This is a genomic window from Sphingomonas sp. R86520 (genome assembly GCF_042466285.1).
Taxonomy (GTDB): Bacteria; Pseudomonadota; Alphaproteobacteria; order Sphingomonadales; family Sphingomonadaceae; genus Sphingomonas.
Genome location: NZ_JAXHBZ010000001.1, coordinates 2974779 through 2994138, shown reverse-complemented (window position 1 = coordinate 2994138; position 19360 = coordinate 2974779). Strand labels below are relative to the sequence as shown.

The window sequence follows — 19360 nt, the reverse complement described above, 5'->3', positions numbered from 1 at the left end:
CCGAGTTTCGATGTTGTTTACGTTTTTGGTAGCGCAACACGCGGTAAGGCGAAGTGCCGGCCCGCCATAACCTTTGGCTCGTCACCAGGGCGGGTCGGCACATCCTGCTCTAAGCGATGTTTTACGACGCTTCGGCGATCAGCTTGGCGGCGGCTGGCGTGTTCCACTCATAGCCGCCCGTCATCCGCCACACTTCCTTGCCCGCCGAATCGTAGAGGATCGTCGTCGGCAGGTTCGCCTGATAGGCGAGGCTGAGACCGAGTTTCGGATCGAGATATGGCTTCAGTGTCGTGAAGTTCTTCGCGGCGAAGAACGGCGTCACTTTTTCCGCGCCCTGCATGTCCTGGCTGACCGCGACCACCTGCACCTTGCCGGCCAGCGACTTCGCCGCGGAGTCGAGCGTCGGCATCTCGGCCACGCAGGGCGCGCACCATGTCGCCCACATGTTCAGGAGCAGCGGCTTGCCCTTGAACGAAGCAAGCGTCACCGACCTGCCGTCGGGCGCGGAGAAGGCGACCGACGGTCCGGTCTCGCCCTTGTGGCTGCGATCGAGCTTTTCGGCACTCGCGGCAGGGCCGGTGGCTTCGTCCGGCGCCGGGCCGGGCGCGACTTCGTCCGCGGACGCCATGTTTGCCGCGACGACGTTCGCTTGCTCCGGCGCGGGCGATTTCCTATCGCAGCCCGCAACCAGCAGGCTCATTCCAACAAGACCGATGATTGGGCGCGAATTGAACACAGGACGCGAGAACATGGACGGTTCCAATTCGATGTGGGGTGGGCGCTTCGCCGAGGGGCCGGCCGCGGTCATGCGCGAGATAAACGCCTCCATTCCCTTCGACAAGCGCCTCTGGCAGCAGGATATTGCCGGCTCGAAGGCGCATGTCGCGATGCTCGGCAAGCAGGGCATCGTCTCGGCGCAGGACGCCGCGACGATCGCGGCGGGACTCGACACGGTGGCAGCGCATTACGCGGAGCACGGCGTCGAGGAGGATCTGGTCCTCGAGGATATCCACATGCAGACCGAAGCGCGGCTGGCGGACGCGATCGGCCCGGTTGCCGGCCGGCTGCACACCGCGCGTTCGCGTAACGACCAGGTCGCGACCGATTTCCGACTCTGGGTGCGCGATGCGATCGACCAGGCGTTGGCGGCACTTGCCGGCTTCCAGTCCGCACTTCTGACCCGTGCGGACGAGCATGCGGCGAGCGTCATGCCCGGCTTCACGCATCTCCAGTCTGCGCAGCCAGTCACGCTCGGGCATCACCTGATGGCGTATCATGCGATGGTTTCGCGCGATATCGGGCGGTTCGCCGATGCGCGGGCGCGTATGAACCGGTCGCCACTCGGTTCTGCGGCGCTTGCGGGCACAGGTTTTCCGATCGACCGCGCGATGACCGCCGAGGCGCTCGGCTTCGACGGGCCGATGACCAACTCGCTCGACGGCGTCAGCGATCGGGATTTTGCGATCGAATATTTGACCGCGGCGACGCAGACCTCGCTGCACCTCTCGCGCCTCGCCGAAGAGTTCGTGCTCTGGGCGTCGCAGCCGTTCGGGTTCGTGGCGCTCAGCGATCAATGGTCGACCGGCAGCTCGATCATGCCGCAGAAGCGCAATCCCGACGCCGCCGAACTGGTGCGCGGGCATGCCGGGCGCATCCTCGGCTGCATGACCGCGCTGATGGTGACGATGAAGGGGCTGCCGCTCGCCTATTCGAAAGACATGCAGGACGACAAGCCGCCGGTGTTCGAGGCGCATGACCTGCTGGCGCTGTCGATCGCGGCGATGACCGGGATGGTCGAGAGCGCGACGTTCCGCACCGATCGGATGCGCGGGCTGGCCGAGAGCGGCTTTGCGACCGCGACCGATCTCGCCGACTGGCTGGTGCGCGAGGCTGGCCTCCCGTTCCGCGAGGCGCATCACGTCACCGGACGCGCCGTAAAGCTGGCGGAAGAGCGCAAGGTGGCGCTCGACGCGCTGCCGATCGAGGATCTGAAGGCAATCGATGCGCGGATCGACGAACGCGTGTACGGCGTGCTGTCGGTCGACGCGTCGGTCGCCAGCCGGACCAGCTTCGGTGGCACGGCGCCGGACAATGTGCGCGCCGCGATCCGCGTGGCCCGAGCTCAGACGGCAGGGGGGGAGAGGGCATGAAACGGCTTTTTGGAATCGTGGGACTGGCGCTCGCTCTGTCGGGCTGCGGCAAGGCGGACGGGCTGGTGCCGGCGCAGGGCAAGACGCTCCCGGTCGCGCCATATGGTGCCAAAACCCAGCCGACTGCCGCGCAGTTGCTGGCCCCCACCACGCAGCAACGCCCGCAACGCAGCGACGAGCTGCTCACCACGTCCCAGCAGCGCCGCAGCGACGAGTTCGACCTGCCGCCGCCCAATTGAAGACCTGAACCATGGACCATTTCGCTTATCGTGACGGCGTGCTGCACGCCGAGGACGTTGCCCTGCCGGCGATCGCCGAGGCTGTCGGCACCCCCGTCTACGTCTATTCGACCGCTACCTTCCGTCGCCACGCGCAGGTGTTCCGCGACGCGCTGAAGCCCGCCGGCCGCGTCCACCTCGCCTACGCGATCAAGGCGAACCCCAACGTCGCGGTGCTGCGCGTGCTGGCCGACGAGGGCTATGGCGCCGACGTCGTCTCCGCAGGCGAGATGGCGCGGGCGCTGGCGGCAGGCATTCCCGCTTCGGACATCGTCTTCTCGGGTGTCGGCAAGACCCGTGACGAACTGGCACGGGCGCTCGATGCCGGGATCGGCCAGTTCAACCTGGAGCTCGAGGAGGAGGGCGAAGTCCTTGCGGCTCTGGCGCATGCGCGCGGCGAGCGCGCCCCCGCGGTGCTCCGCGTGAATCCCGACGTCGACGCTGGCACGCACGCGAAAATCTCGACCGGGCGCAAGGAGAACAAGTTCGGCGTGCCGATCGATCAGGCCGTCGCGATGTTCGATCGTCTGTCGAAGCATGACGGGCTCGACCTGCGCGGCGTCGCGATCCACATCGGCAGCCAACTCGCCGATCTCGCGCCGCTGGAAGCCGCCTATATCCGGATCGGCGAACTCGTCGCGGAACTGCGCGCCGCGGGTCATACGATCAGCCGCGTCGATCTCGGCGGCGGTCTCGGCGTGCCCTACAAGCCCGACGACGTCCTGCCGACGCCGTCCGAATACGGCGCGATGGTCGCCCGCGCGACCGCTGGCTGGAACGTCGAACTGATGTTCGAGCCCGGTCGCGTGATCGCAGGCAACGCCGGCGTGCTGCTGACCAAGGTCATCTGGGTGAAGCCCGGCGTCGTGAACCCCTACGTCATCGTCGACGCGGCGATGAACGACCTCGCGCGGCCGGCGATGTACGATGCGTATCATGATTTCGTCGCGGTCGAGCCGACCGGCGAACGGATGACCGCCAACATCGCCGGCCCGGTCTGCGAGACCGGCGACACCTTCGCGATGGGTCGTGACATCGACGTGGTGAAGTCCGACGACCTCGGCATTTTCCGCACCGCCGGCGCGTATGGCGCGACGATGGCGTCGACCTACAACAGCCGCGCGCTGGTGCCCGAAGTGCTCGTCGATGGCGACCGGTTCGCGGTGGTCGCCGACCGCATTCACCCCGAGACGATCCTGGCGGCCGAGCGCGTGCCGGAATGGTTGAAGCGGTGACACTGGCCCCCTCGCTGCAAAGCCTGCCGCTGTTCGTCAGGCTCGCGGGGCGCCCGGTGATACTGGTGGGCGAAGGCGAAGCGGCCGACGCGAAACGCCGGTTGCTCGACCGGGCGGGGGCGAACGTTGTGGGCGAGGACGCCACGGCGTCGCTCGCCATCGTCGCGATCGACGACAAAGACGACGCGCTGGCTGCGGTCGCCCGGCTGAAGGCGCGCGGTATCCTGGTCAACGCGGTCGATCGCTCGGCGCATTGCGACTTCACCCTCCCAGCGATCGTCGACCGAGCCCCCGTGCTGATCGCGATCGGCACGAGTGGCGTCTCGGCTGGCCTCGCGGCCGCGCTGCGGCAGCGGCTGGAAGCCTTGATCCCCGCCGATCTCGGCAAACTCGCGCTCGCCCTTCAAGCGGCACGCGGTGCCCTCCGGACGCGCTGGCCCGACATGGGCGAACGGCGCCGCGCCCTGGCGACCGCGATGGGGGCGGGGGGCATGCTCGATCCGCTGTCGCCGGTGCACGATGTCGACGCGTGGCTGAGCCCGACGGATACGCCCGTGTCCGCGGAAAACACGATCGTGCAGATCGTCCTCACCTCCGCCGACCCCGACGACCTCACACTCCGCCAGGCGCGCGCGCTCGCGAGTGCCGACCGCGTCTATCACCGGCCCGACGTACCGGTCGCGATCCTCGATCGCGCGCGCGCGGATGCTCCGCGGATCGTTTGTGACGCGCCGCCGTTCGATCCCGGTGACGGACTGATGGTGGATGTGGACATGGCGCGGTGAGCGGCTTCGGATTTCGAATCAACGACGGCAAGGGTGCGCGCGTCACCGTCAAGGAAGCGCTCGACTGCACCGCCGACCTCGTCTGGGTGCATCTGTCGACTAATGCCGAGCATGCCCAGGCCTGGCTGCGCGACGAGGCCAAGCTCGAAAACTACGTCGTCGACGCGCTGACAGCGACCGAGACCCGCCCACGCTGCGAAGCGATCGGCGACGGTGCGTTCCTGAACCTGCGCGGGCGATCGAAGGAAGAACTCGACAATTCCGACCTGCTCGCCTCGGTCCGCATATGGGCCGTCAAGGGCCGGGTGTTCTCGGTGACGCGCAAGCCACTGATAGCGGTCGCGGAAGTCGAAAAGATGGTCGAGCACGGAGAAGTGCGCGATCCAGGTGACCTGATCGCTGCGTTCGCCACCGCGATCACCGCCGACCTCGACCCCGATGTCGCCAGGCTTGGCGACGAACTCGACGATTGCGAAGAGCAGCTCGATGCCGAGCGCGTGTTCGAACTACGCCGCACGGTCAGCAAGGTACGAGTCGCGGCGATCGGCTACAAACGCTTCCTGAGTCCACAGCGGGCTGCGATCGAGAAGTTGGCGGCACTGCCGGGCGACTGGCTGGCGGACGACGATCGCCTTCACCTCGCCACCGCCGCGGACCGCGCCGCGCGCATGGCCGAGGAACTGGAGTCGATCCGCGAGCGCTCGGCACTGATTCACGAGTCACTCACCGACATGCGCGCCGAACAGATCGACAATCGCTCGCTGGTCATCTCGATCGCCGCGATGGTGTTTCTGCCGCTCACGTTCCTCACCGGCCTGTACGGGATGAACGTGAAAGGCCTGCCCTACGCCGAGGCGCCCTGGGCGTTCGATGCGATCGCAGGTGCTTGCGTCGTCATCGCCGTGGGCGTCGTCCTGTATTTCGTCGCCCGCCACTGGTTCCGGCGCTAGCGCGTCCGTCGCAGCCACTATGCGGCGCTGGCAGTCCGCCACGCCTGGGCGATCTCGTCGAGCATGTCGGCGGAATCGCGGAACGGTTGCGGGTCATGGCCGAGCGAGGCGTTGATAACAGTCTTGCGCGCGCCACCGTACAGCCGCGCAAGCGTTTCCGAGACCTGCCCGCCCTTTTCGAAATCGAGCCCGGCTTCAAGCGCGAACAGGATCGCGGTGGCGCGCGTGATGCGCTCGCTCTTGATCGCGAACTTGCGCTTTTCGCAGGCCCAGGCGGCGGCGCGCAATGCCGCGACCAGTTCCTTGTACAGCAGCTGCACCAATGCCGGGCCGTCCGCGGTCGCGGTGTGGCCGACCGCGTCGATCTGGCGATAGGTCGCGAACGGGTCGCGCATGAGCGTGGAGGCGTAAGTCACGAGTCGCTCTTGTTCCAGGCTGCGATCTGATTGGTGAGGAACGTCTGGGTCGATTTATACGCCGACACGCGCGCGTTCATGCTGGCATATTGCTGCGTCAGCCGGATGCTCAGCTGCGCCGACTGATCGGTGACCTTGTCCTGCTGCTTGGCGACGTCGGCCTCCGCGGCGGTATAGCGGACGGTCGACGCGCCGAGCCCGGTCAGCGTACTGGTAGCACTCGTGGTCAGCGCGGTCAGCGTCGCGGACAGGCTGAGCGCATTGGTGCCCGACGGCGAGAACATCGATTCGATCGTGTCGGGATACGCCGCGATCTGCTTGGCGAGCAGCGTCGAGTCGACGCGCAGCGTACCATCGGTGTTGGTCGCGACGCCGATCTCCGACAGCGTCCGCGGAATACCCGAAACCGCACCGCCGACCAGCGCCTTCGAGCTCAGCGCCTTGAGTGAGCGCAGCAACGACATCGCGGCAGGATCGGAACGGAGGTTGCCGGTGATCGGATCGGTCTGTTCGGTGACCGCCGCGAGCACGTCGTTGTAGGTCGTGACGACATCGTTGACGGCCTGCGTCAGTGCATCGGTCGGTGTGCTGCTGCCGAGCGTGACCGGCACCGTGGATACGCTGCTCAACTGCAGCTTTACGCCGTCGATCAGGTCGCTGATCGTGTTACTCGAGCGCTCGACCGCAATTCCATCGACGGTGAGCTGCGCGTTCTGCGCGGTCGACATGACGATGGTCTTGGTCGCGGCTGGTCCGACGTCGAGCGCGGTTCCGGTTGCGCCCTTCAGCGTGAACGCCTGCGCGTCGCCGGTCGTACCTTTGAGTGATACGAACGCGCCGCCATTGGCATCGGTGACGATCGAGGCGGTGACACCGGCCTTTGCTGCATTGATCGCCGCGACGACCGAATCAAGCGTGCCATCGCCGACGTCGATATCGACGGCGGTCCCGCTAACTCCGCTCCATACGGTCTTGGCAGTGTCCGAATAGGTCTTGGTGCCGACAGTCAGCGTCAGCTTGCCGGTGCCGAGTGACGTCGTACGATCGGCGGACGCGACGGCAGCCGTGGTCCGTGCGGTCTGCGCGGTCGCGAGACGCGTCACGGTGACGCTGGCGGACAAGCCGGACAGCTTCGCGCCCGAGATCGCGGTCGCCGACAGGACGCTGCTGTTCGAGCTGGTTGGCTGCGTCTGCAACGTACCGCCCTTCACCAGATTGGCGAGCGCGGTGGAGAAGCCGGTGAGCGTGCTCTTGATCGTGCTGATCCCGGAGATCTGCGCGGTGAGGGTATCGGACTTGGATTTGAGGGCCGCGGTGCGCGCCGCGAACTGCGCCTCGACCAGCGACGTGACCAGTGTTCCGGTATCGACGCCCGAGCCTGCGCTGAGCCCCGTCAACAAGGCCTGCGTCGCGGTATTGATCGCGGTCTGCGCGGCGGTCGTCGTGGAGGCGGTCGACGTCGTGCCCGTCGTGCTGGTGGTCGAAGTTACCATGCGAAAATTCCTGCACTGACGATCGGCGCGCGCTTATCCTGAGTAACGGCCGCGCGGCGCGAATCTTTAGACCTGTTTCATACCATTTTCGTCGAAACGGGCGTCCTTCGGCACGGTCACGAACGGCTGGATGCCGCCCGCCGCGGCGTTCAGCCCGAACACGAAGGCGAGCACCGTCGCGATCGCGGTGTAGAGGTCGTCGCGGACCTCCTGCCCCTCCTTGCTGGTGTAATAGACGGCACGCGCGAGCATCGGATATTCGAGGATCGGCACGCGGCCTTCGCCCGCCAGTTCGCGGATCGCCAGCGCGGTCGCGCCGCGCCCCTTGGCGACCACCACCGGCACTTGGTCCTTGCCGCGATCGTAGCGCAGCGCGACGGCGAAATGCGTCGGGTTGGTCAGCACGACATGCGCCTCTGCGACCGATTTTCGCAGGCCACCGCTCGCCATCGCCCGCATCTTCGCGCGCATCTGGCCCTTCGCCTCGCCGTTACCCTCGGTCGACTTGTGTTCGTCCTTCACCTCCTGCTTCGACATCCGCATCTTGCCTAGGCGGCGGATGATCTGGATCGGCAGGTCGATCCCGGCAATTGCGCACAGACCGAACGCCATCGCAATCAGGATGCCCTTGAAGATCCCGCCGAGCGTCGACAGCGCCTGGTTGAGATCCGCGGACGAGGCGAGGCCCATCGTCGAATGCGCTGCGTTCCACAGCATCCAGCCGCCGATCGTGCCGAGCAGGATCACTTTCAGCAACGACTTGCCAAGCTCGATCCAGCCGTTCGCACCGAAGATGCGCTTGAGACCTGCGGCCGGATCGACACGGCTGTATTTGGGTGCGAGCAGACCGCCGTTGAAGCCGAGCGACCCGAGCCCCGCTTGGCTCAGGATCGCGGCGCCGATGCTGACGATGAACAGGGTTATCAGCGATGGCGCGAGCTTGCCGCCAGCTTCCATCAGCGGGCGCCAGGGCGAGAAATCCTCGACGTCGGCGTGCGTGAACTGGAAGCTCGACGCCATGATCGCCTTGCACGCCGAGATCAGCGTCGGGCCGGCGTAGATCAGCCAGGCGACGCCGGCGAGCATGCTCAAGGCGGTCGCGAAGTCGCGCGATTTGAGGATGTCGCCCTTCTCGACCGCATCCTTCTTGCGCTTGGCAGTTGGTGCTTCTGTCTTTTCGCCCGAATCTTCCGACATTAGCCAAGCACCAGGTTTTCGGTGGCGGCGAGGCCTTCGCGGACGATGACGAGCATGTAGTCGCCCATCGTCGGGAACGCGATCGCCAGCGTGATGACGCCGACCGCGAGGCTCGCCGGGAGCCCGACCGCGAACAGGTTGAGTGAGGGAGCAGCCCTGCTCAGCATGCCGACGACGATGTTGAGGCAGAGCAGCAGAAACCCGACCGGCAGCGCGAGCAGCAGTCCGGCGAGAAACGCATAGCCACCGAAGAACGCGATCGCTTTCAGCCGCTCGATGCCGATCCAGGCAGCGCCGGGGGGGAGCACGTCATAGCTCTTCACGAGCAGGTCGATCAGGATCAGGTGGCCGTCGACCGACAGGAACAACAGCGTCAGCATGATCGAGAAGAACTGGCCGAGGGCAGGGGAGGACTTGCCGTTCTGCGGGTCGATCGATGACGCGAAGCCAAGCCCCATTGCGCCGCCGATCACCTCGGCCGCGATCATCGGCGCGGCGAATGCGATCTGGAGGACGAAGCCGAGCGCCAGCCCGACAAGGGCCTCGGCGGCGGCGGAGAGGACGGTCGAGACCGCGAAGATGTTCTGCGGCGGCACGATCGGATGGGCCGCGAGCACGAGGAACCCGATCGCGCCCGACAGCGTGACGCGCACGGTCAGCGGCACCGACACGGAGCCGAACACCGGCGCGGCGATGAACGTCGCACCGATGCGGATCATCACGAACACGAGCGCCCAGAGCTGCGGCTCGATCGAGAGGCCGAAGCCCAACACGACTAGATCCCCCTCCCGCTTGCGGGAGGGGTTAGGGGAGGGCGCGACGTACGTACTGGCGTCCGGTTGGTGTGGCACGCCCCTCCCCCGACCCCTCCCGCAAGCGGGAGGGGAGCAGAATGGGAGTTCGCTCGGTCTGGAGTATGAACGTGCCAGCGCCGCGGCAAAGCCGCGTCGTCGGACCTCGGCGGTGCCGAGGCCGGCCGGGCTTGCGCTGGCAGCGCGGGCGTGGCCGCGCTGGCGCTGCGCCTCATTTCACGAGATCCGGAATACGCTCGAAGATCCCGATCGTGAAATCGCTCAGCAACCCCAGGATCAGGCTCCCGAAGATCAGGATCGAGACCGCGACCACGACCAGCTTCGGCACGAACGACAAGGTCTGCTCGTTGATCGACGTCGCCGCCTGGATCATGCCGAGGATCAGCCCCGCGAGCAGCGCCGGGATCAGGATCGGCGCGCTGGCCAGCGCCAGCACCCACATCGTCTGATTGGCGACGGTCAGGAAATATTGCGCGTCCATGATTACAAAACTGCTGTTCGTGCTGAGCGAAGTCGAAGCACATGAGTCTCAGGCCCTTCGACTTCGCTCAGGGCGAACGGTAGGTGTGGGGCGAACAGGAGTGTGGGGCGGTTCATCGGCTCTACGTCGCGAACGAGTTGGCGAGGCTGCCCATCGTCAGCGCCCAGCCGTCGACCAGCACGAACAGCAGCAGCTTGAACGGCATTGAGATGATCGTCGGCGACAGCATCGCCATGCCGAGCGACATCAGCACGGTCGCGACGACGAGGTCGATGACGATGAACGGCAGGAAGATCAGGAAGCCGATCTGGAACGCGGTCTTCAGTTCGGACGTGACGAACGCCGGCAGCAGCACCGAGAAGGGGATGTCGGTCGGCGTCGCATACGGCCCGGACTTGGCGATCTGCGCGAACATCGTGACGTCCTTGATCCGTGTCTGCTTCACCATGAACGCATGCAGCGGGACGCCGGCCGTCGTGATCATCTGCGTACCAGCGAGCTGACCCGCGGCGTAAGGCTGGATCGCGGTCGTGTTGATCTGGCTGATCGTCGGCGCCATGATGAACAAGCTGAGGAACAGCGACAGCCCGAGCAGGACCTGGTTCGGCGGCGTCTGCTGAAGCCCGAGCGCCTGGCGCAGGATCGCGAGCACGATGATGATCCGCGTGAAGCTGGTCATCATCAGCAGGATCCCCGGCAGGACCGTGAGCAGCCCCATGATGATGAGGACTTGCAGCGACAGCGACAGCGAACCGCTCTGGCCGGTGTTGCCCGCAGCCTGTCCGCCAAGCTGGCCGAGCGCGCGATCGACCGCGTCGCCGACGGCGGGGTTGGTCGGGGCGGGGACGGCCTGCGCGAAGGCGGGCATTGCGAGGAAGAGGGCGAGCAGGACGGCGAGGCCTATCCACAGCCATGCGTTTGCGCGCGGTCGCGGTGCAGAATTATGCTGCGTACCGTTCGTGGCTCCTGGATTCCCGCGTACGCGGGAAAACGGCTTGGCGGAGGATGCGGCGAACAGGGCAGGGCCCGAGCCTTTCCGCGTCACCGTCGGACGAGCGACCACGCTCATGCGTCGACCTTGTCGATCAGGTGCACGCCGCCGCGGCCGACCGAGACGAGCAGCCGGCGGCCCTCGAAATCGATCACCGCGAGGCGCAGGCCCGGCGAAATCATCATCGTTTCCTTGACGCCGATCAGCCGCGTCGAGGGCTTGCCCGGGATCCGGCTCTCGAACTTGCGCCACAGGTACAGGCAGCCGAACATCAGCCCGCAGACCAGCGGGAGGAGGATGACGAGCTTGAGGATGTAGGTCCAGAGCATCGGATCAGCCGCGCTTGTCGGGCGACACGAGCTCGGTCATCCGGACGCCGAAGCGTTCGCCGACCGTCACCACTTCGCCGCGGCCGATCAGCGTGCCGTTTACGAACACGTCCAACAACTCATTGGCCTGGCGGTCGAGTTCGATCACGCTGGATTCGCCGAGCGCCAGCAACTCGCGCAGCGTCAGGCTGGTCGAGCCAATCTCGACGGTCAGCTTGACGTCGACATCCTGGAGCAGCCGGAAATTGGCGGCCACCGCGGAGTCGACCGGAAACCCGCCGGTCATGTCGTTCATGCTGCAAATCCTTCGTCGAAACGGGTAATCGAGGTGAGCTGGATGGCGGCGAAGCCATTGGAGGTGCCGACCGTGCCGCAGCCGAGCCGGTTGTTGCCGACCATCACCGGCACGTCGCCCGAGATGGTGATCGGGATCACGTCACCGGGCTTCAGGTCCATCAGCATGGTCAGCTTGACGACCGGCTCCGCGAGCACCGAGCGGATCGGGAAGCGCACGTTCATCGCCGCCCGCGTCAGCTCGGTGCGCCAGGCCGGATCGGGCTCCGCCGACTTGCCGACGACCTTGGCGGTCAGCGACGGCGCATGCGGCTTGAGCGCGGAGACGGGGTAGACGAGATCGAGGAACACCGGCTTGGCGCTGCCTGCTGCGATCCCGAAGCGCGTGACGATCATCGCGTCCTCACCGTCGAGATCGGCGATCATCGCCGGGTTCACCTCGACGCGGGTCGGCAAAAAGTCGAAGCGCGCCATCGGCTCCCACGCGGTCTTCAGCGGCGCGGCGATCATCTGGCCGATTCGCGCGACCATCGCTTCGGCGGCGGGCGAGAACTCGGTCGGCAGCGTGTGCGGCGCGGCACCGGTGCCACCGAAGAACAGGTCGAGCATCTCGAGCACGAACTTGCCGTCCATGATGCACAAAGCCTGCGCCATGCCCGGCGTCATGATCAGCGGCAGCCACGCGGTCAGCGCATCGCTGCGCTCGGCCCGGTAATCGGTGAAGCGCTGGACCACCAATGGCTCGGCCCAGCAACGGACTTCCTGGCGCAGCAACGGTTCGAAGACGCCGCGCAAACCCCGCGCGAACCGTGCCGAAAGATGCTGCAGCGAATGCAGGTCACCAAACGGATTGAGCTTGGCCCCGCCGAGCATACCTTGATGCATCGCACCGCCCTGCGGGGCGGTGGAACGATCCCGATCGCGTCGCTCGCGTGTCTTTGCTGAGGGCTCGTTAACCATGCCTCACTGAACAACGAAACTGGTAAAGTAAACGTTACCGATGCCGCCGAACCCTTCCTTCTGCTTGAGCGTATCGTTGATCGATTTGGCGAGGCGGACCTGCAACTGGCGCTTGCCGTCGCTGCTCATCACCTGCTCCTCGGTGGTGTCGCCGAGCGTCATCAGGATCGCCGAACGGACCGCGATATCGTTGGTTTTCAGGTTGGTGATGACGGTGTCATCATACGGTGTCGACACCGCGATGCCGACCTGGACGAAGTGCACCGAATCCTGGAGATTCGACATAAAATCCTTCTCCATCGGGTAGTAGGTCGAGGCGTATTTATCGCCGCCCTGCCCTGCGGGGGGCTTCATCCCGTGGTTTTCGGGCGCAGCCTCCTCGCCGCCATGACCACCGCCTTCGCCGCCCTCGGTCGCGTGCTTCTGCTCGCTTTTCGGGACGAGCTTGGGCTTGCCGTCATCGACTGCGGCGTGGCCGCCGCCGCCGATCAGGCCGGCGTTCGAGGCATAGACGCCCGCACCGACGCCACCGCCGACCAGCACCAGCAACGCGACGCCGCCGATCAGGATCGTCTTCATCTTGCCCTTCTTCTTCGGGGCGGCGTCCGGCGTATCTTTATTGTCGCTCATGGTTTCGGGGTCCTTCGGTTCAAGCGATTCGAATGTCGTCGGTGACGGTGTCCGCGATCACGGCAGCGGTCGGCGCGGGGCGATTCGGGGTTTGCGGGGCGGCAGGCGCGCGCTGCTGTTGCGCGCCGCCGTCGCCGAGCGAGCCCTGTGCAAGCTTCAACCCGCGTGCTTCGGCCAGTTCGGCGAGCCGCGGTTGCGCGTCCGCCAACAAGGTCCGCGTCGCCGCCTGCTCGGCATTGAAGTGAACATGCACGGTATCGCCGTCCTTCTTGACCGACACGTCGATCGCGCCGAGCGCGTCGGGGACAAGGCGGATGCGCGTATCGACCGCGTCTGCGGCGTCGCGGAGCATCTCGATCCGCTCGATCATCGCGTGCGGCCAGCGCTCCTGGCGCATGTCGAGCGGCGCCTGCTGCGCATCGGCGACCTTGATCTCGTGGGTCGCGGTGGCGACGACCGGGCTCAGCGGCGTATCGGAAGGCGCTGCCGGCGTGTCGGACTCGCCGCGCTTCTTGGTTGCCGCCTGGATCGCTGCGCCGAACACCGTTGCCGCCGACGCGACCGTGCCCGGTTGCGGCTGAACGACATCCGGTTGCGCGACGGCGAGGGTAACGGGCGCCGTGTCGGGCGTGGCCCAGCGCGGCGCGTCGGTGGTCGGCGTATCCGGAGTCGCCGGCGTTTTCATCGGCGGCATCGCAGCCATGATTGAGGCGGCAAGCTGCGTTGCGGGCGTGCCGCCGGCTTGCATCGGCGCAGGGGGCAGGGGCGGTTGTGGCTCTATCGCAGCAGGCGTGGCGGACTGAGGCTGCGATTGCGCAAAGGTCGGGCGCTGCATGCCGGTTGGCTGGGTGCCGGATGCATCGACGATGCGTGCACCGGCCATGGGTGTGGGCAGGGAAACGGGCGGGGCAGGCGCGGGTGTCGCAACGATCGGCTGCCACACGAATGCGGGGTCGGACGCTATGACGGGCGGCGGCAAGGCGTTGCCGGTCGCGGCGTCGTCCTGCCGGGTCTCGTCTTCCGCCGCTGCGGCAGGCATTCCGGCATCCGCGTCGTCGCTGACCCGCGCGAACGACCCCGCAAAATCGCCCGGCTCGCCGCTCGTCTTGGCGGAAGACGCACGCGGATGGAGCGGGACGGTACGGGAAAGGGTCGCGGTCTGGATCATGCGGGCACTCGCGTTCGGGCTCATACCCCTCGCTCAGCAAGGATCGTGCCGAACTCTCCGGAAGGCGGGTGCCTCCTCCATCGCGCGGATCGCTTTCAGCACCGCATCGGCGTCGGCGCGGGCGAGCAGCTTCTCGACGGCGCTCTGGTCGCGCTTAGCGGCGCGGGTCGCCTCGGCGGCGCGTTCGACATGATATTCGGCCGCCTGCACGCGCTCGATCGCGGCGTTGGCGGATTGTTGCAGGCGGTCGCGGTAATGCGCGGCGGCGCCGAGCGAGACGGCGACCTGCGTCTCGTGCACCGGCGCGACGGCTTCGGCGAGCAGGGCTATGCGGCCGGAAAGCGCCTGTTCGCTGGCGAACTTGTCGTGCGCGCGCGCTTCGTCGGCGCGAGTCAGGCCGAGCTGGAGCGTGCGGACGCGGTGGATGCGCGCCAGCGTCTTGCTGCGGGCATCCGCCATCTCAGCCGCCGAACACGCCGGTCAGCTCGTCGACCGCGTCGTTCAGCGAGACATTCTCATCGGCGTCCTGGCGAATATATTCCATGACCGCGGGGTGGCAGGCGATCGCCGCGTCGATCGCGGGATCGGCGCCGTGGCGGTAGGCGCCCATCAGCACCAGATCGCGGTTTTCCTCGTAGGTGGCGAGGTGACGGCGGAGTGTCCGCGCGGCCTTGGCGTGGTGCGCGGGCACGATGTCGGTCATCACGCGGCTGACCGACGGACCGATGTCGATCGCTGGGTACACGCCGCGCTCGGCGAGGTGGCGGTTGAGGACGATATGACCGTCGAGGATCGAGCGGGCGGAGTCGACCACCGGATCGTTGCCGTCGTCGCCGTCCGCCAGCACCGTGTAGATCGCGGTGATCGAACCGCCGGTGTGGACGTCGACGCCGGCGCGCTCGATCAGGTTCGGGAGCATCGCGATGGCCGAGGGTGGATAGCCGCGTGCGGACGCGGGTTCGCCGAGCGCAAGGCCGATCTCGCGACCGGCATGCGCGACGCGGGTCAGCGAATCCATGATCAGGAGCACTTTCTTGCCCTCGTCGCGGAAGGATTCGGCGATCGCGTGTGCCCGGAGTGCCCCGCGGATACGGAGCACGGGCGAGTGGTTGGCGGGGACGGCGACGACGACCGAGCGTTTCCGCGCTGCGCCCGCCACCTTGGTTTCGAGGAAGTCGGCGACTTCGCGCGAACGCTCGCCGATCAGGCCGATGACGATCACGTCGGCCTGCGCGGCGCGGACGATCATGCCGAGCAGCACCGACTTGCCGACACCCGAGCCGGCCATGATGCCGACGCGCTGGCCCTGCCCGATCGTCAGCAGGCCGTTGATCGCGCGCACGCCTACGTCCAGCGGTTCGAGCACGCGCCCACGATCGAGCGGCGACTGAAGCTTGCCGGCGAGGGGCCAGCGTCCTGCGCCGCGGATCGGACCGAGGCCGTCGATCGGCTTGCCGGCGCCATCGACCACGCGACCGAGCAGGGCGGGACCGACTTCGGCTTCTCCCGGAGGACCGATCGGCTTGACCGGCGCGCGCGGCAGGAGGGCGGCGGGGCCGCCGAGGTTCATCATCAAGGTGCGACCGTTGCGGAAGCCGATGACCTCCGCCTCGACGCTCGCCGCACCTTCGCCGACCTGGCAGACGGTGCCGACCGGGAGGGTCAGGCCGACCGCTTCCATCAACAGGCCGTCGAACGAGGCGAGGCGGCCTGAGACCTTTGGCTTGGCGACGAAATCGGCGTTGGAGAGGGTTTCGAGATAATCGGCGGTAAAGCGGTTCAGCATTTGGGCACCGGCACCCGATCGATCGCGCTCGCCAGTTGGTCGAGCCACAGTTCGGGGCCGTCCTCGACGATCGTCGAGGCGCTTTCGAGCACGAAGCTGCCGCGCGCGACGCTGGGATCACCGGCTGCGAAGATCGACTTGGGCAGGCGGCCGTCGAGCAGCGGCACATCGTCCGGGTGGACGCGGAGCAGCGCGGATTCGGCGGAGTCCGACAGGAGCTCGGCGGCAGTCTCGATCCGGCCCGCAAGGACGTCGGGCGCGATGCCGACTTCGCCGACCAGCTTGGAGACCAGGAACAACACGGTCTGGCGAAGCTGCGCCGCGACACGCTCGCGGTCGATCCGGTCGTTGCCGAGCGCAGCGGCGAGGTCGCCGAGCAGTGCGCCGTCCCGTATGGCTGTTTCCTGTGCGGCTGCGGCCGCCGCGGCGAGGCCTTCAGCATAGCCGGCGGCATGTGCGTCGGCGAGCGGATCGATGAACGACGATTCGCTCACCGGATCGAGCGGATCCCAACCGGCAGTCGGGTTCACGTCCTTGTCCGCCGGGCTGAAGTGGCGTGGCATGCTTGGTTCAGAGGAGAAGTTCGGCGCCGTGAAGGGCGAGGTCGGCCGGACCGTCGCACGCTCGCGAATATCCGCGGCGGCAAAGCCCGATGGCGGCGCGAACGCGCTCGCCAGGATGTTGGCCGTGGTCGTGTGACGCGACGCAAAGCCCGCGGTGAACCCGTTAGACATAATCGTCTTCCCCCCCGCCCATCTGGATCGTGCCGTCCTTGGCCAGCCCGCGCGCGATCGCGATCATCGCCTTTTGCGCTTCGAGCACCTCGGCAAGTTTCATCGGTCCACGCGCTTCCATCTCATCGCGGATGCCGTCGGCGGCGCGCGCCGACATGCAGCCAAGGAAACGGTTGCGGATGCTTTCGTCGACGCCCTTCAGCGACTTGGTCAGGATCTCGCTGTCGACGTTGCGGATCAGCGTGCCGAGATTCTTGTCGTCGAGGGCGAGCAGATTGTCGAAGACGAACATCGCCTCCTCGATCGCCTTGGCGACTTCGCGGTCGATCTTGAACAGTTTCGGCATGACGCGCTGTTCGGTCGCCTTGCGCGCGCCCGACAGGATCTTGGCGGCCTCACGCGTCCCACCCAGCGTGACGCCGACCGATCCGGGTGCGGCAGCGGTACGGTTGGCGAGCACGGTCTTGAGCGTGTCGACCGCCTCGGGCGTGATCGGGCCCAGCCGGGCAATACGGTGGAGGATGTCGGGCTGGACCGCGTCGGGCAGCAGTTCGAGCACCTGGCCACCGATCGACGCATCGAGATTGGCGATCAGCACGGCCGCGATCTGCGGATGCTCCTTCTCGATCATCGCGGCGATCTCGGGTGCGTCTAGCCAGTCGAGCAGTTCGAGTTCGCAGGCGGCTTCCGGCGGGGTGATGCGCGCGAGCACGCTCTCCGCCTTTTCGGGGCCGAGCGCGCGGTTCATCACCGCCTCGATCTGCGGACGTGGGTCGAAACCGATCGCGGTACGCTCGCGAGCGCGACCGACGAAATCGTCGAGCACGTCCTCGACTTCCTGCTCGGAGACATCGGCGACCTTGAACATCGCCGCGCCGAGCTGGCGCACCTCTTCGGGCTCCAGCTTCTGGAGGATGGCAGCGGCCTCCTCTTCGCCGACCAGCATCATCAGCACCGCGGCGCGTTCGACGCCCGTATAAGTACGTAGCGCGACTTCGCTCACTTCGCGTCGGCCTTGATCATGTCGCGCACGGCCAGCGCTGCGCGCGTCGGATTGTCGCGGGTGAAGCCGCGGACCGCACCGATCCGGTCGTCATAACCGCGCGTGTTCTCGAGCTGGTCGAGGCTGACGGGGGCTGCAACCGCCATGCCGTCGGCGTTCGCCGCGCCGATCGGCTGGCCGAGGGCGGGGCGCGTGCCGGCATCGTCGCGCTTCTTCATCAGCGCCTTGGCGATCGGGCGGACACCGAGCAGCAGGACCAGCAGCGCGATCAGGATCGCGGTCCCGTTGCGCGCGAGTACCGGCAGCCAGGCATTGTCGTACCAGGCCGGGCCGCTCGTCGCGGTCGCATCGGCGCCGGCGAACTTGCGACTGATGACGGTCACGTTGTCGTTGCGCGACTGGTCGAAACCGACCGCGCTCTTCACCAGATCGCTGATCTGGTTGATCTCCATCGCGGTGCGGCGGGTCTTGTCCGGATCGCGCAGGAGGACGGCGACCGACAGACGCTTCACGCCACCGGGTGTCGCCCGTGTGACCGACACTTCGCGGCCGAGGTCGTAGGCGCGCTGATACTGGTCGGACTGCTTCATCGCATCGGGCGCCGCGGCACCGGCGACCGGCTGCGCGGTTCCCGGGTTCCCGGTCGCGGCCTGCGGTGCCGACAGGGTGCTGGCGGCGGGCGGCGTGTTGCTCAGCGCACCCGGAATACCGCCGGGAGCGCCGGCTGCGCCATCCTTCTGGTTGCCGGTCCAGTTGCCGGTCTCGGCGCGAAGAACGCCCTGCTTCTCATAGCTTTCGCGCGTCGCCTGGCTCTCGTCGAGATTGACGTCGGCCTGCACTTCGGCGGTGAAATTGCCCGCGCCGACCAGCGGCGTGAGCAGCGCGATCAGCTGCGTGCGATACTTGTCCTCGATCCGGCGCTGGATATCGATCCGCGCGTCGCTGGCCGCACCCGCACCGTCGCTACCGCCGGCCTTGGTGAGCAGCGCGCCCATCTGGTCGACGATCGTCACCGCCTCGGGCTTCATCCCCGGCACCGACGAGGCGACGAGGTTGATGATCGAGCTGACCTGCGCGTCGCTCAGCGAGCGGCCGCCCTGGAGCTTCAGGATCACGGATGCCGATGGCGCGGCATTGTCGCGGACGAACACGGAGGCTTCGGGCATCGCCAGGTGCACGCGCGCCTCGGCGACCGCATCGATCTCCTCGATCGACTTCGCCATCTCGGACTCGCGTGCCTGGCGGAGGCGTTCGCCCTCGACCGCGCGCGAAACGCCCATCGGCAGCTGGTCGAGGATCGCGTAGCCACCGGGCGCTGCTTTCGGCAGACCCTGGCCGGCGAGCAGCATCTTCGCACGGCTGTAATCGTCCTCGCCGACGGTCAGCGCGCCGGTGCCTTCGTCGATATGGCTCTTGATGTTGGCCGTCGTCAGCGCGGACGTGACCGCCGCCTTGTCGGAATCGGGCAGGCCGCTGAACAGAGTCTTCTGCGTCGGCGTCGACAGGCTCATCCACGCAAGCGCGGCGGCAGCGATCAGACCGACCATCAGCGCCATCGGCAGCGAACGGCGTACGGCCGGCTGCGCCATGACGCCCTTGATCTGCTGGAGGGGATTGGCGAACCGTTCGGTGCCGCCGGGCGAGGTGGGGATGAGTGCGGTGCTCATG

22 protein-coding genes are annotated in these 19360 nt (G+C 67.1%); 5 read left to right on the top strand and 17 right to left on the bottom strand.

Going from position 1 to position 19360, the window contains the following annotated elements; all coding sequences use genetic code 11:
• Window positions 1-121 precede the first annotated feature (121 nt).
• Complete coding sequence (locus tag SJY41_RS13660; RefSeq protein ID WP_380782543.1) at window positions 122-751, bottom strand: TlpA family protein disulfide reductase; 630 nt, start codon at window positions 749-751, stop codon at window positions 122-124.
• A gap of 16 nt (window positions 752-767) precedes the next feature.
• Here SJY41_RS13660 and argH point away from each other — a divergent pair, with 16 nt between their 5' ends.
• Genes argH through SJY41_RS13635 form a run of 5 tightly spaced genes read left to right on the top strand, consistent with a single transcriptional unit; the run spans window position 768 to window position 5398 of the window.
• Window positions 768-2150 (top strand): argininosuccinate lyase, encoded by a 1383-nt coding sequence (gene argH / locus SJY41_RS13655; RefSeq protein WP_380784150.1) that lies wholly within the window; start codon window positions 768-770, stop codon window positions 2148-2150.
• Window positions 2147-2389 carry a hypothetical protein gene (locus SJY41_RS13650; RefSeq protein ID WP_380782542.1) on the top strand — a complete coding sequence of 81 codons (243 nt, stop codon included), beginning with the start codon at window positions 2147-2149 and terminating at the stop codon, window positions 2387-2389. Before argH ends, SJY41_RS13650 begins: the two co-directional genes overlap by 4 nt.
• 11 nt (window positions 2390-2400) lie before the next feature.
• Window positions 2401-3663: a diaminopimelate decarboxylase gene (lysA, locus tag SJY41_RS13645; protein ID WP_380782540.1), complete on the top strand. Its 1263-nt coding sequence runs from the start codon at window positions 2401-2403 to the stop codon at window positions 3661-3663.
• Entirely contained in the window at window positions 3660-4448 is a 789-nt protein-coding gene (locus SJY41_RS13640) for an NAD(P)-dependent oxidoreductase (RefSeq protein ID WP_380782538.1), read from the top strand. The genes lysA and SJY41_RS13640 overlap by 4 nt, the downstream gene beginning before the upstream one ends.
• Window positions 4445-5398 (top strand): zinc transporter ZntB, encoded by a 954-nt coding sequence (locus SJY41_RS13635; protein ID WP_380782536.1) that lies wholly within the window; start codon window positions 4445-4447, stop codon window positions 5396-5398. Before SJY41_RS13640 ends, SJY41_RS13635 begins: the two co-directional genes overlap by 4 nt.
• A gap of 17 nt (window positions 5399-5415) precedes the next feature.
• Here the strand turns inward: SJY41_RS13635 and SJY41_RS13630 are convergent, their stop codons facing one another.
• From SJY41_RS13630 to fliF, 16 genes are all read right to left on the bottom strand, one after another.
• The gene (locus SJY41_RS13630) at window positions 5416-5814 is read right to left on the bottom strand and encodes a flagellar protein FliS (protein ID WP_380782534.1); all 399 of its coding nucleotides are present in this window, start codon (window positions 5812-5814) and stop codon (window positions 5416-5418) included.
• Window positions 5811-7307 carry a flagellar filament capping protein FliD gene (gene fliD, locus SJY41_RS13625; protein ID WP_380782532.1) on the bottom strand — a complete coding sequence of 499 codons (1497 nt, stop codon included), beginning with the start codon at window positions 7305-7307 and terminating at the stop codon, window positions 5811-5813. Before fliD ends, SJY41_RS13630 begins: the two co-directional genes overlap by 4 nt.
• Window positions 7308-7373: 66 nt before the next feature.
• On the bottom strand, window positions 7374-8504 hold the full coding sequence (gene flhB, locus SJY41_RS13620) for a flagellar type III secretion system protein FlhB (protein ID WP_380782530.1): 1131 nt from the start codon (window positions 8502-8504) through the stop codon (window positions 7374-7376).
• Complete coding sequence (fliR, locus tag SJY41_RS13615) at window positions 8504-9277, bottom strand: flagellar biosynthetic protein FliR (protein WP_380782528.1); 774 nt, start codon at window positions 9275-9277, stop codon at window positions 8504-8506. Before fliR ends, flhB begins: the two co-directional genes overlap by 1 nt.
• A 250-nt stretch (window positions 9278-9527) precedes the next feature.
• On the bottom strand, window positions 9528-9797 hold the full coding sequence (gene fliQ / locus SJY41_RS13610) for a flagellar biosynthesis protein FliQ (RefSeq protein ID WP_055874447.1): 270 nt from the start codon (window positions 9795-9797) through the stop codon (window positions 9528-9530).
• Between the two features lie 121 nt (window positions 9798-9918).
• The gene (fliP, locus tag SJY41_RS13605; RefSeq protein WP_380782526.1) at window positions 9919-10866 is read right to left on the bottom strand and encodes a flagellar type III secretion system pore protein FliP; all 948 of its coding nucleotides are present in this window, start codon (window positions 10864-10866) and stop codon (window positions 9919-9921) included.
• Window positions 10863-11117, bottom strand: a complete 255-nt coding sequence (locus tag SJY41_RS13600) for a flagellar biosynthetic protein FliO (protein WP_056054129.1) — start codon at window positions 11115-11117, stop codon at window positions 10863-10865. Before SJY41_RS13600 ends, fliP begins: the two co-directional genes overlap by 4 nt.
• A gap of 4 nt (window positions 11118-11121) precedes the next feature.
• Entirely contained in the window at window positions 11122-11412 is a 291-nt protein-coding gene (fliN, locus tag SJY41_RS13595) for a flagellar motor switch protein FliN (RefSeq protein ID WP_380782524.1), read from the bottom strand.
• Complete coding sequence (locus SJY41_RS13590) at window positions 11409-12371, bottom strand: flagellar motor switch protein FliM (protein WP_380782522.1); 963 nt, start codon at window positions 12369-12371, stop codon at window positions 11409-11411. Before SJY41_RS13590 ends, fliN begins: the two co-directional genes overlap by 4 nt.
• Before the next feature lie 3 nt (window positions 12372-12374).
• Complete coding sequence (gene fliL, locus SJY41_RS13585) at window positions 12375-13001, bottom strand: flagellar basal body-associated protein FliL (protein ID WP_380782520.1); 627 nt, start codon at window positions 12999-13001, stop codon at window positions 12375-12377.
• 19 nt (window positions 13002-13020) lie between these two features.
• The gene (locus SJY41_RS13580) at window positions 13021-14169 is read right to left on the bottom strand and encodes a flagellar hook-length control protein FliK (protein WP_380782518.1); all 1149 of its coding nucleotides are present in this window, start codon (window positions 14167-14169) and stop codon (window positions 13021-13023) included.
• 33 nt (window positions 14170-14202) lie between these two features.
• Window positions 14203-14628: a hypothetical protein gene (locus SJY41_RS13575; protein ID WP_380782516.1), complete on the bottom strand. Its 426-nt coding sequence runs from the start codon at window positions 14626-14628 to the stop codon at window positions 14203-14205.
• 1 nt (window position 14629) lies between these two features.
• Window positions 14630-15955 (bottom strand): FliI/YscN family ATPase, encoded by a 1326-nt coding sequence (locus tag SJY41_RS13570; protein ID WP_380782514.1) that lies wholly within the window; start codon window positions 15953-15955, stop codon window positions 14630-14632.
• Complete coding sequence (locus SJY41_RS13565; RefSeq protein ID WP_380782512.1) at window positions 15949-16689, bottom strand: FliH/SctL family protein; 741 nt, start codon at window positions 16687-16689, stop codon at window positions 15949-15951. The genes SJY41_RS13570 and SJY41_RS13565 overlap by 7 nt, the downstream gene beginning before the upstream one ends.
• On the bottom strand, window positions 16682-17692 hold the full coding sequence (fliG, locus tag SJY41_RS13560; RefSeq protein WP_380782510.1) for a flagellar motor switch protein FliG: 1011 nt from the start codon (window positions 17690-17692) through the stop codon (window positions 16682-16684). The genes SJY41_RS13565 and fliG overlap by 8 nt, the downstream gene beginning before the upstream one ends.
• Window positions 17689-19359 carry a flagellar basal-body MS-ring/collar protein FliF gene (gene fliF / locus SJY41_RS13555; protein ID WP_380782508.1) on the bottom strand — a complete coding sequence of 557 codons (1671 nt, stop codon included), beginning with the start codon at window positions 19357-19359 and terminating at the stop codon, window positions 17689-17691. The genes fliG and fliF overlap by 4 nt, the downstream gene beginning before the upstream one ends.
• Between the last annotated feature and the right edge of the window lies 1 nt (window position 19360).

Bases quoted from the DNA above. Each gene is read 5' to 3' on its own strand.
- SJY41_RS13580 (WP_380782518.1), bottom strand. From the start codon at position 14,169: ATGATCCAGACCGCGACCCTTTCCCGTACCGTCCCGCTCCATCCGCGT.
- fliF (WP_380782508.1), bottom strand. From the start codon at position 19,359: ATGAGCACCGCACTCATCCCCACCTCGCCCGGCGGCACCGAACGGTTC.
- fliP (WP_380782526.1), bottom strand. From the start codon at position 10,866: ATGAGCGTGGTCGCTCGTCCGACGGTGACGCGGAAAGGCTCGGGCCCT.
- SJY41_RS13565 (WP_380782512.1), bottom strand. From the start codon at position 16,689: ATGTCTAACGGGTTCACCGCGGGCTTTGCGTCGCGTCACACGACCACG.
- SJY41_RS13590 (WP_380782522.1), bottom strand. From the start codon at position 12,371: ATGGTTAACGAGCCCTCAGCAAAGACACGCGAGCGACGCGATCGGGAT.
- lysA (WP_380782540.1), top strand. From the start codon at position 2,401: ATGGACCATTTCGCTTATCGTGACGGCGTGCTGCACGCCGAGGACGTT.
- SJY41_RS13660 (WP_380782543.1), bottom strand. From the start codon at position 751: ATGTTCTCGCGTCCTGTGTTCAATTCGCGCCCAATCATCGGTCTTGTT.
- SJY41_RS13650 (WP_380782542.1), top strand. From the start codon at position 2,147: ATGAAACGGCTTTTTGGAATCGTGGGACTGGCGCTCGCTCTGTCGGGC.
- SJY41_RS13600 (WP_056054129.1), bottom strand. From the start codon at position 11,117: ATGCTCTGGACCTACATCCTCAAGCTCGTCATCCTCCTCCCGCTGGTC.
- fliQ (WP_055874447.1), bottom strand. From the start codon at position 9,797: ATGGACGCGCAATATTTCCTGACCGTCGCCAATCAGACGATGTGGGTG.
- SJY41_RS13575 (WP_380782516.1), bottom strand. From the start codon at position 14,628: ATGGCGGATGCCCGCAGCAAGACGCTGGCGCGCATCCACCGCGTCCGC.
- SJY41_RS13570 (WP_380782514.1), bottom strand. From the start codon at position 15,955: ATGCTGAACCGCTTTACCGCCGATTATCTCGAAACCCTCTCCAACGCC.
- flhB (WP_380782530.1), bottom strand. From the start codon at position 8,504: ATGTCGGAAGATTCGGGCGAAAAGACAGAAGCACCAACTGCCAAGCGC.
- fliL (WP_380782520.1), bottom strand. From the start codon at position 13,001: ATGAGCGACAATAAAGATACGCCGGACGCCGCCCCGAAGAAGAAGGGC.
- fliD (WP_380782532.1), bottom strand. From the start codon at position 7,307: ATGGTAACTTCGACCACCAGCACGACGGGCACGACGTCGACCGCCTCC.
- argH (WP_380784150.1), top strand. From the start codon at position 768: ATGTGGGGTGGGCGCTTCGCCGAGGGGCCGGCCGCGGTCATGCGCGAG.
- fliN (WP_380782524.1), bottom strand. From the start codon at position 11,412: ATGAACGACATGACCGGCGGGTTTCCGGTCGACTCCGCGGTGGCCGCC.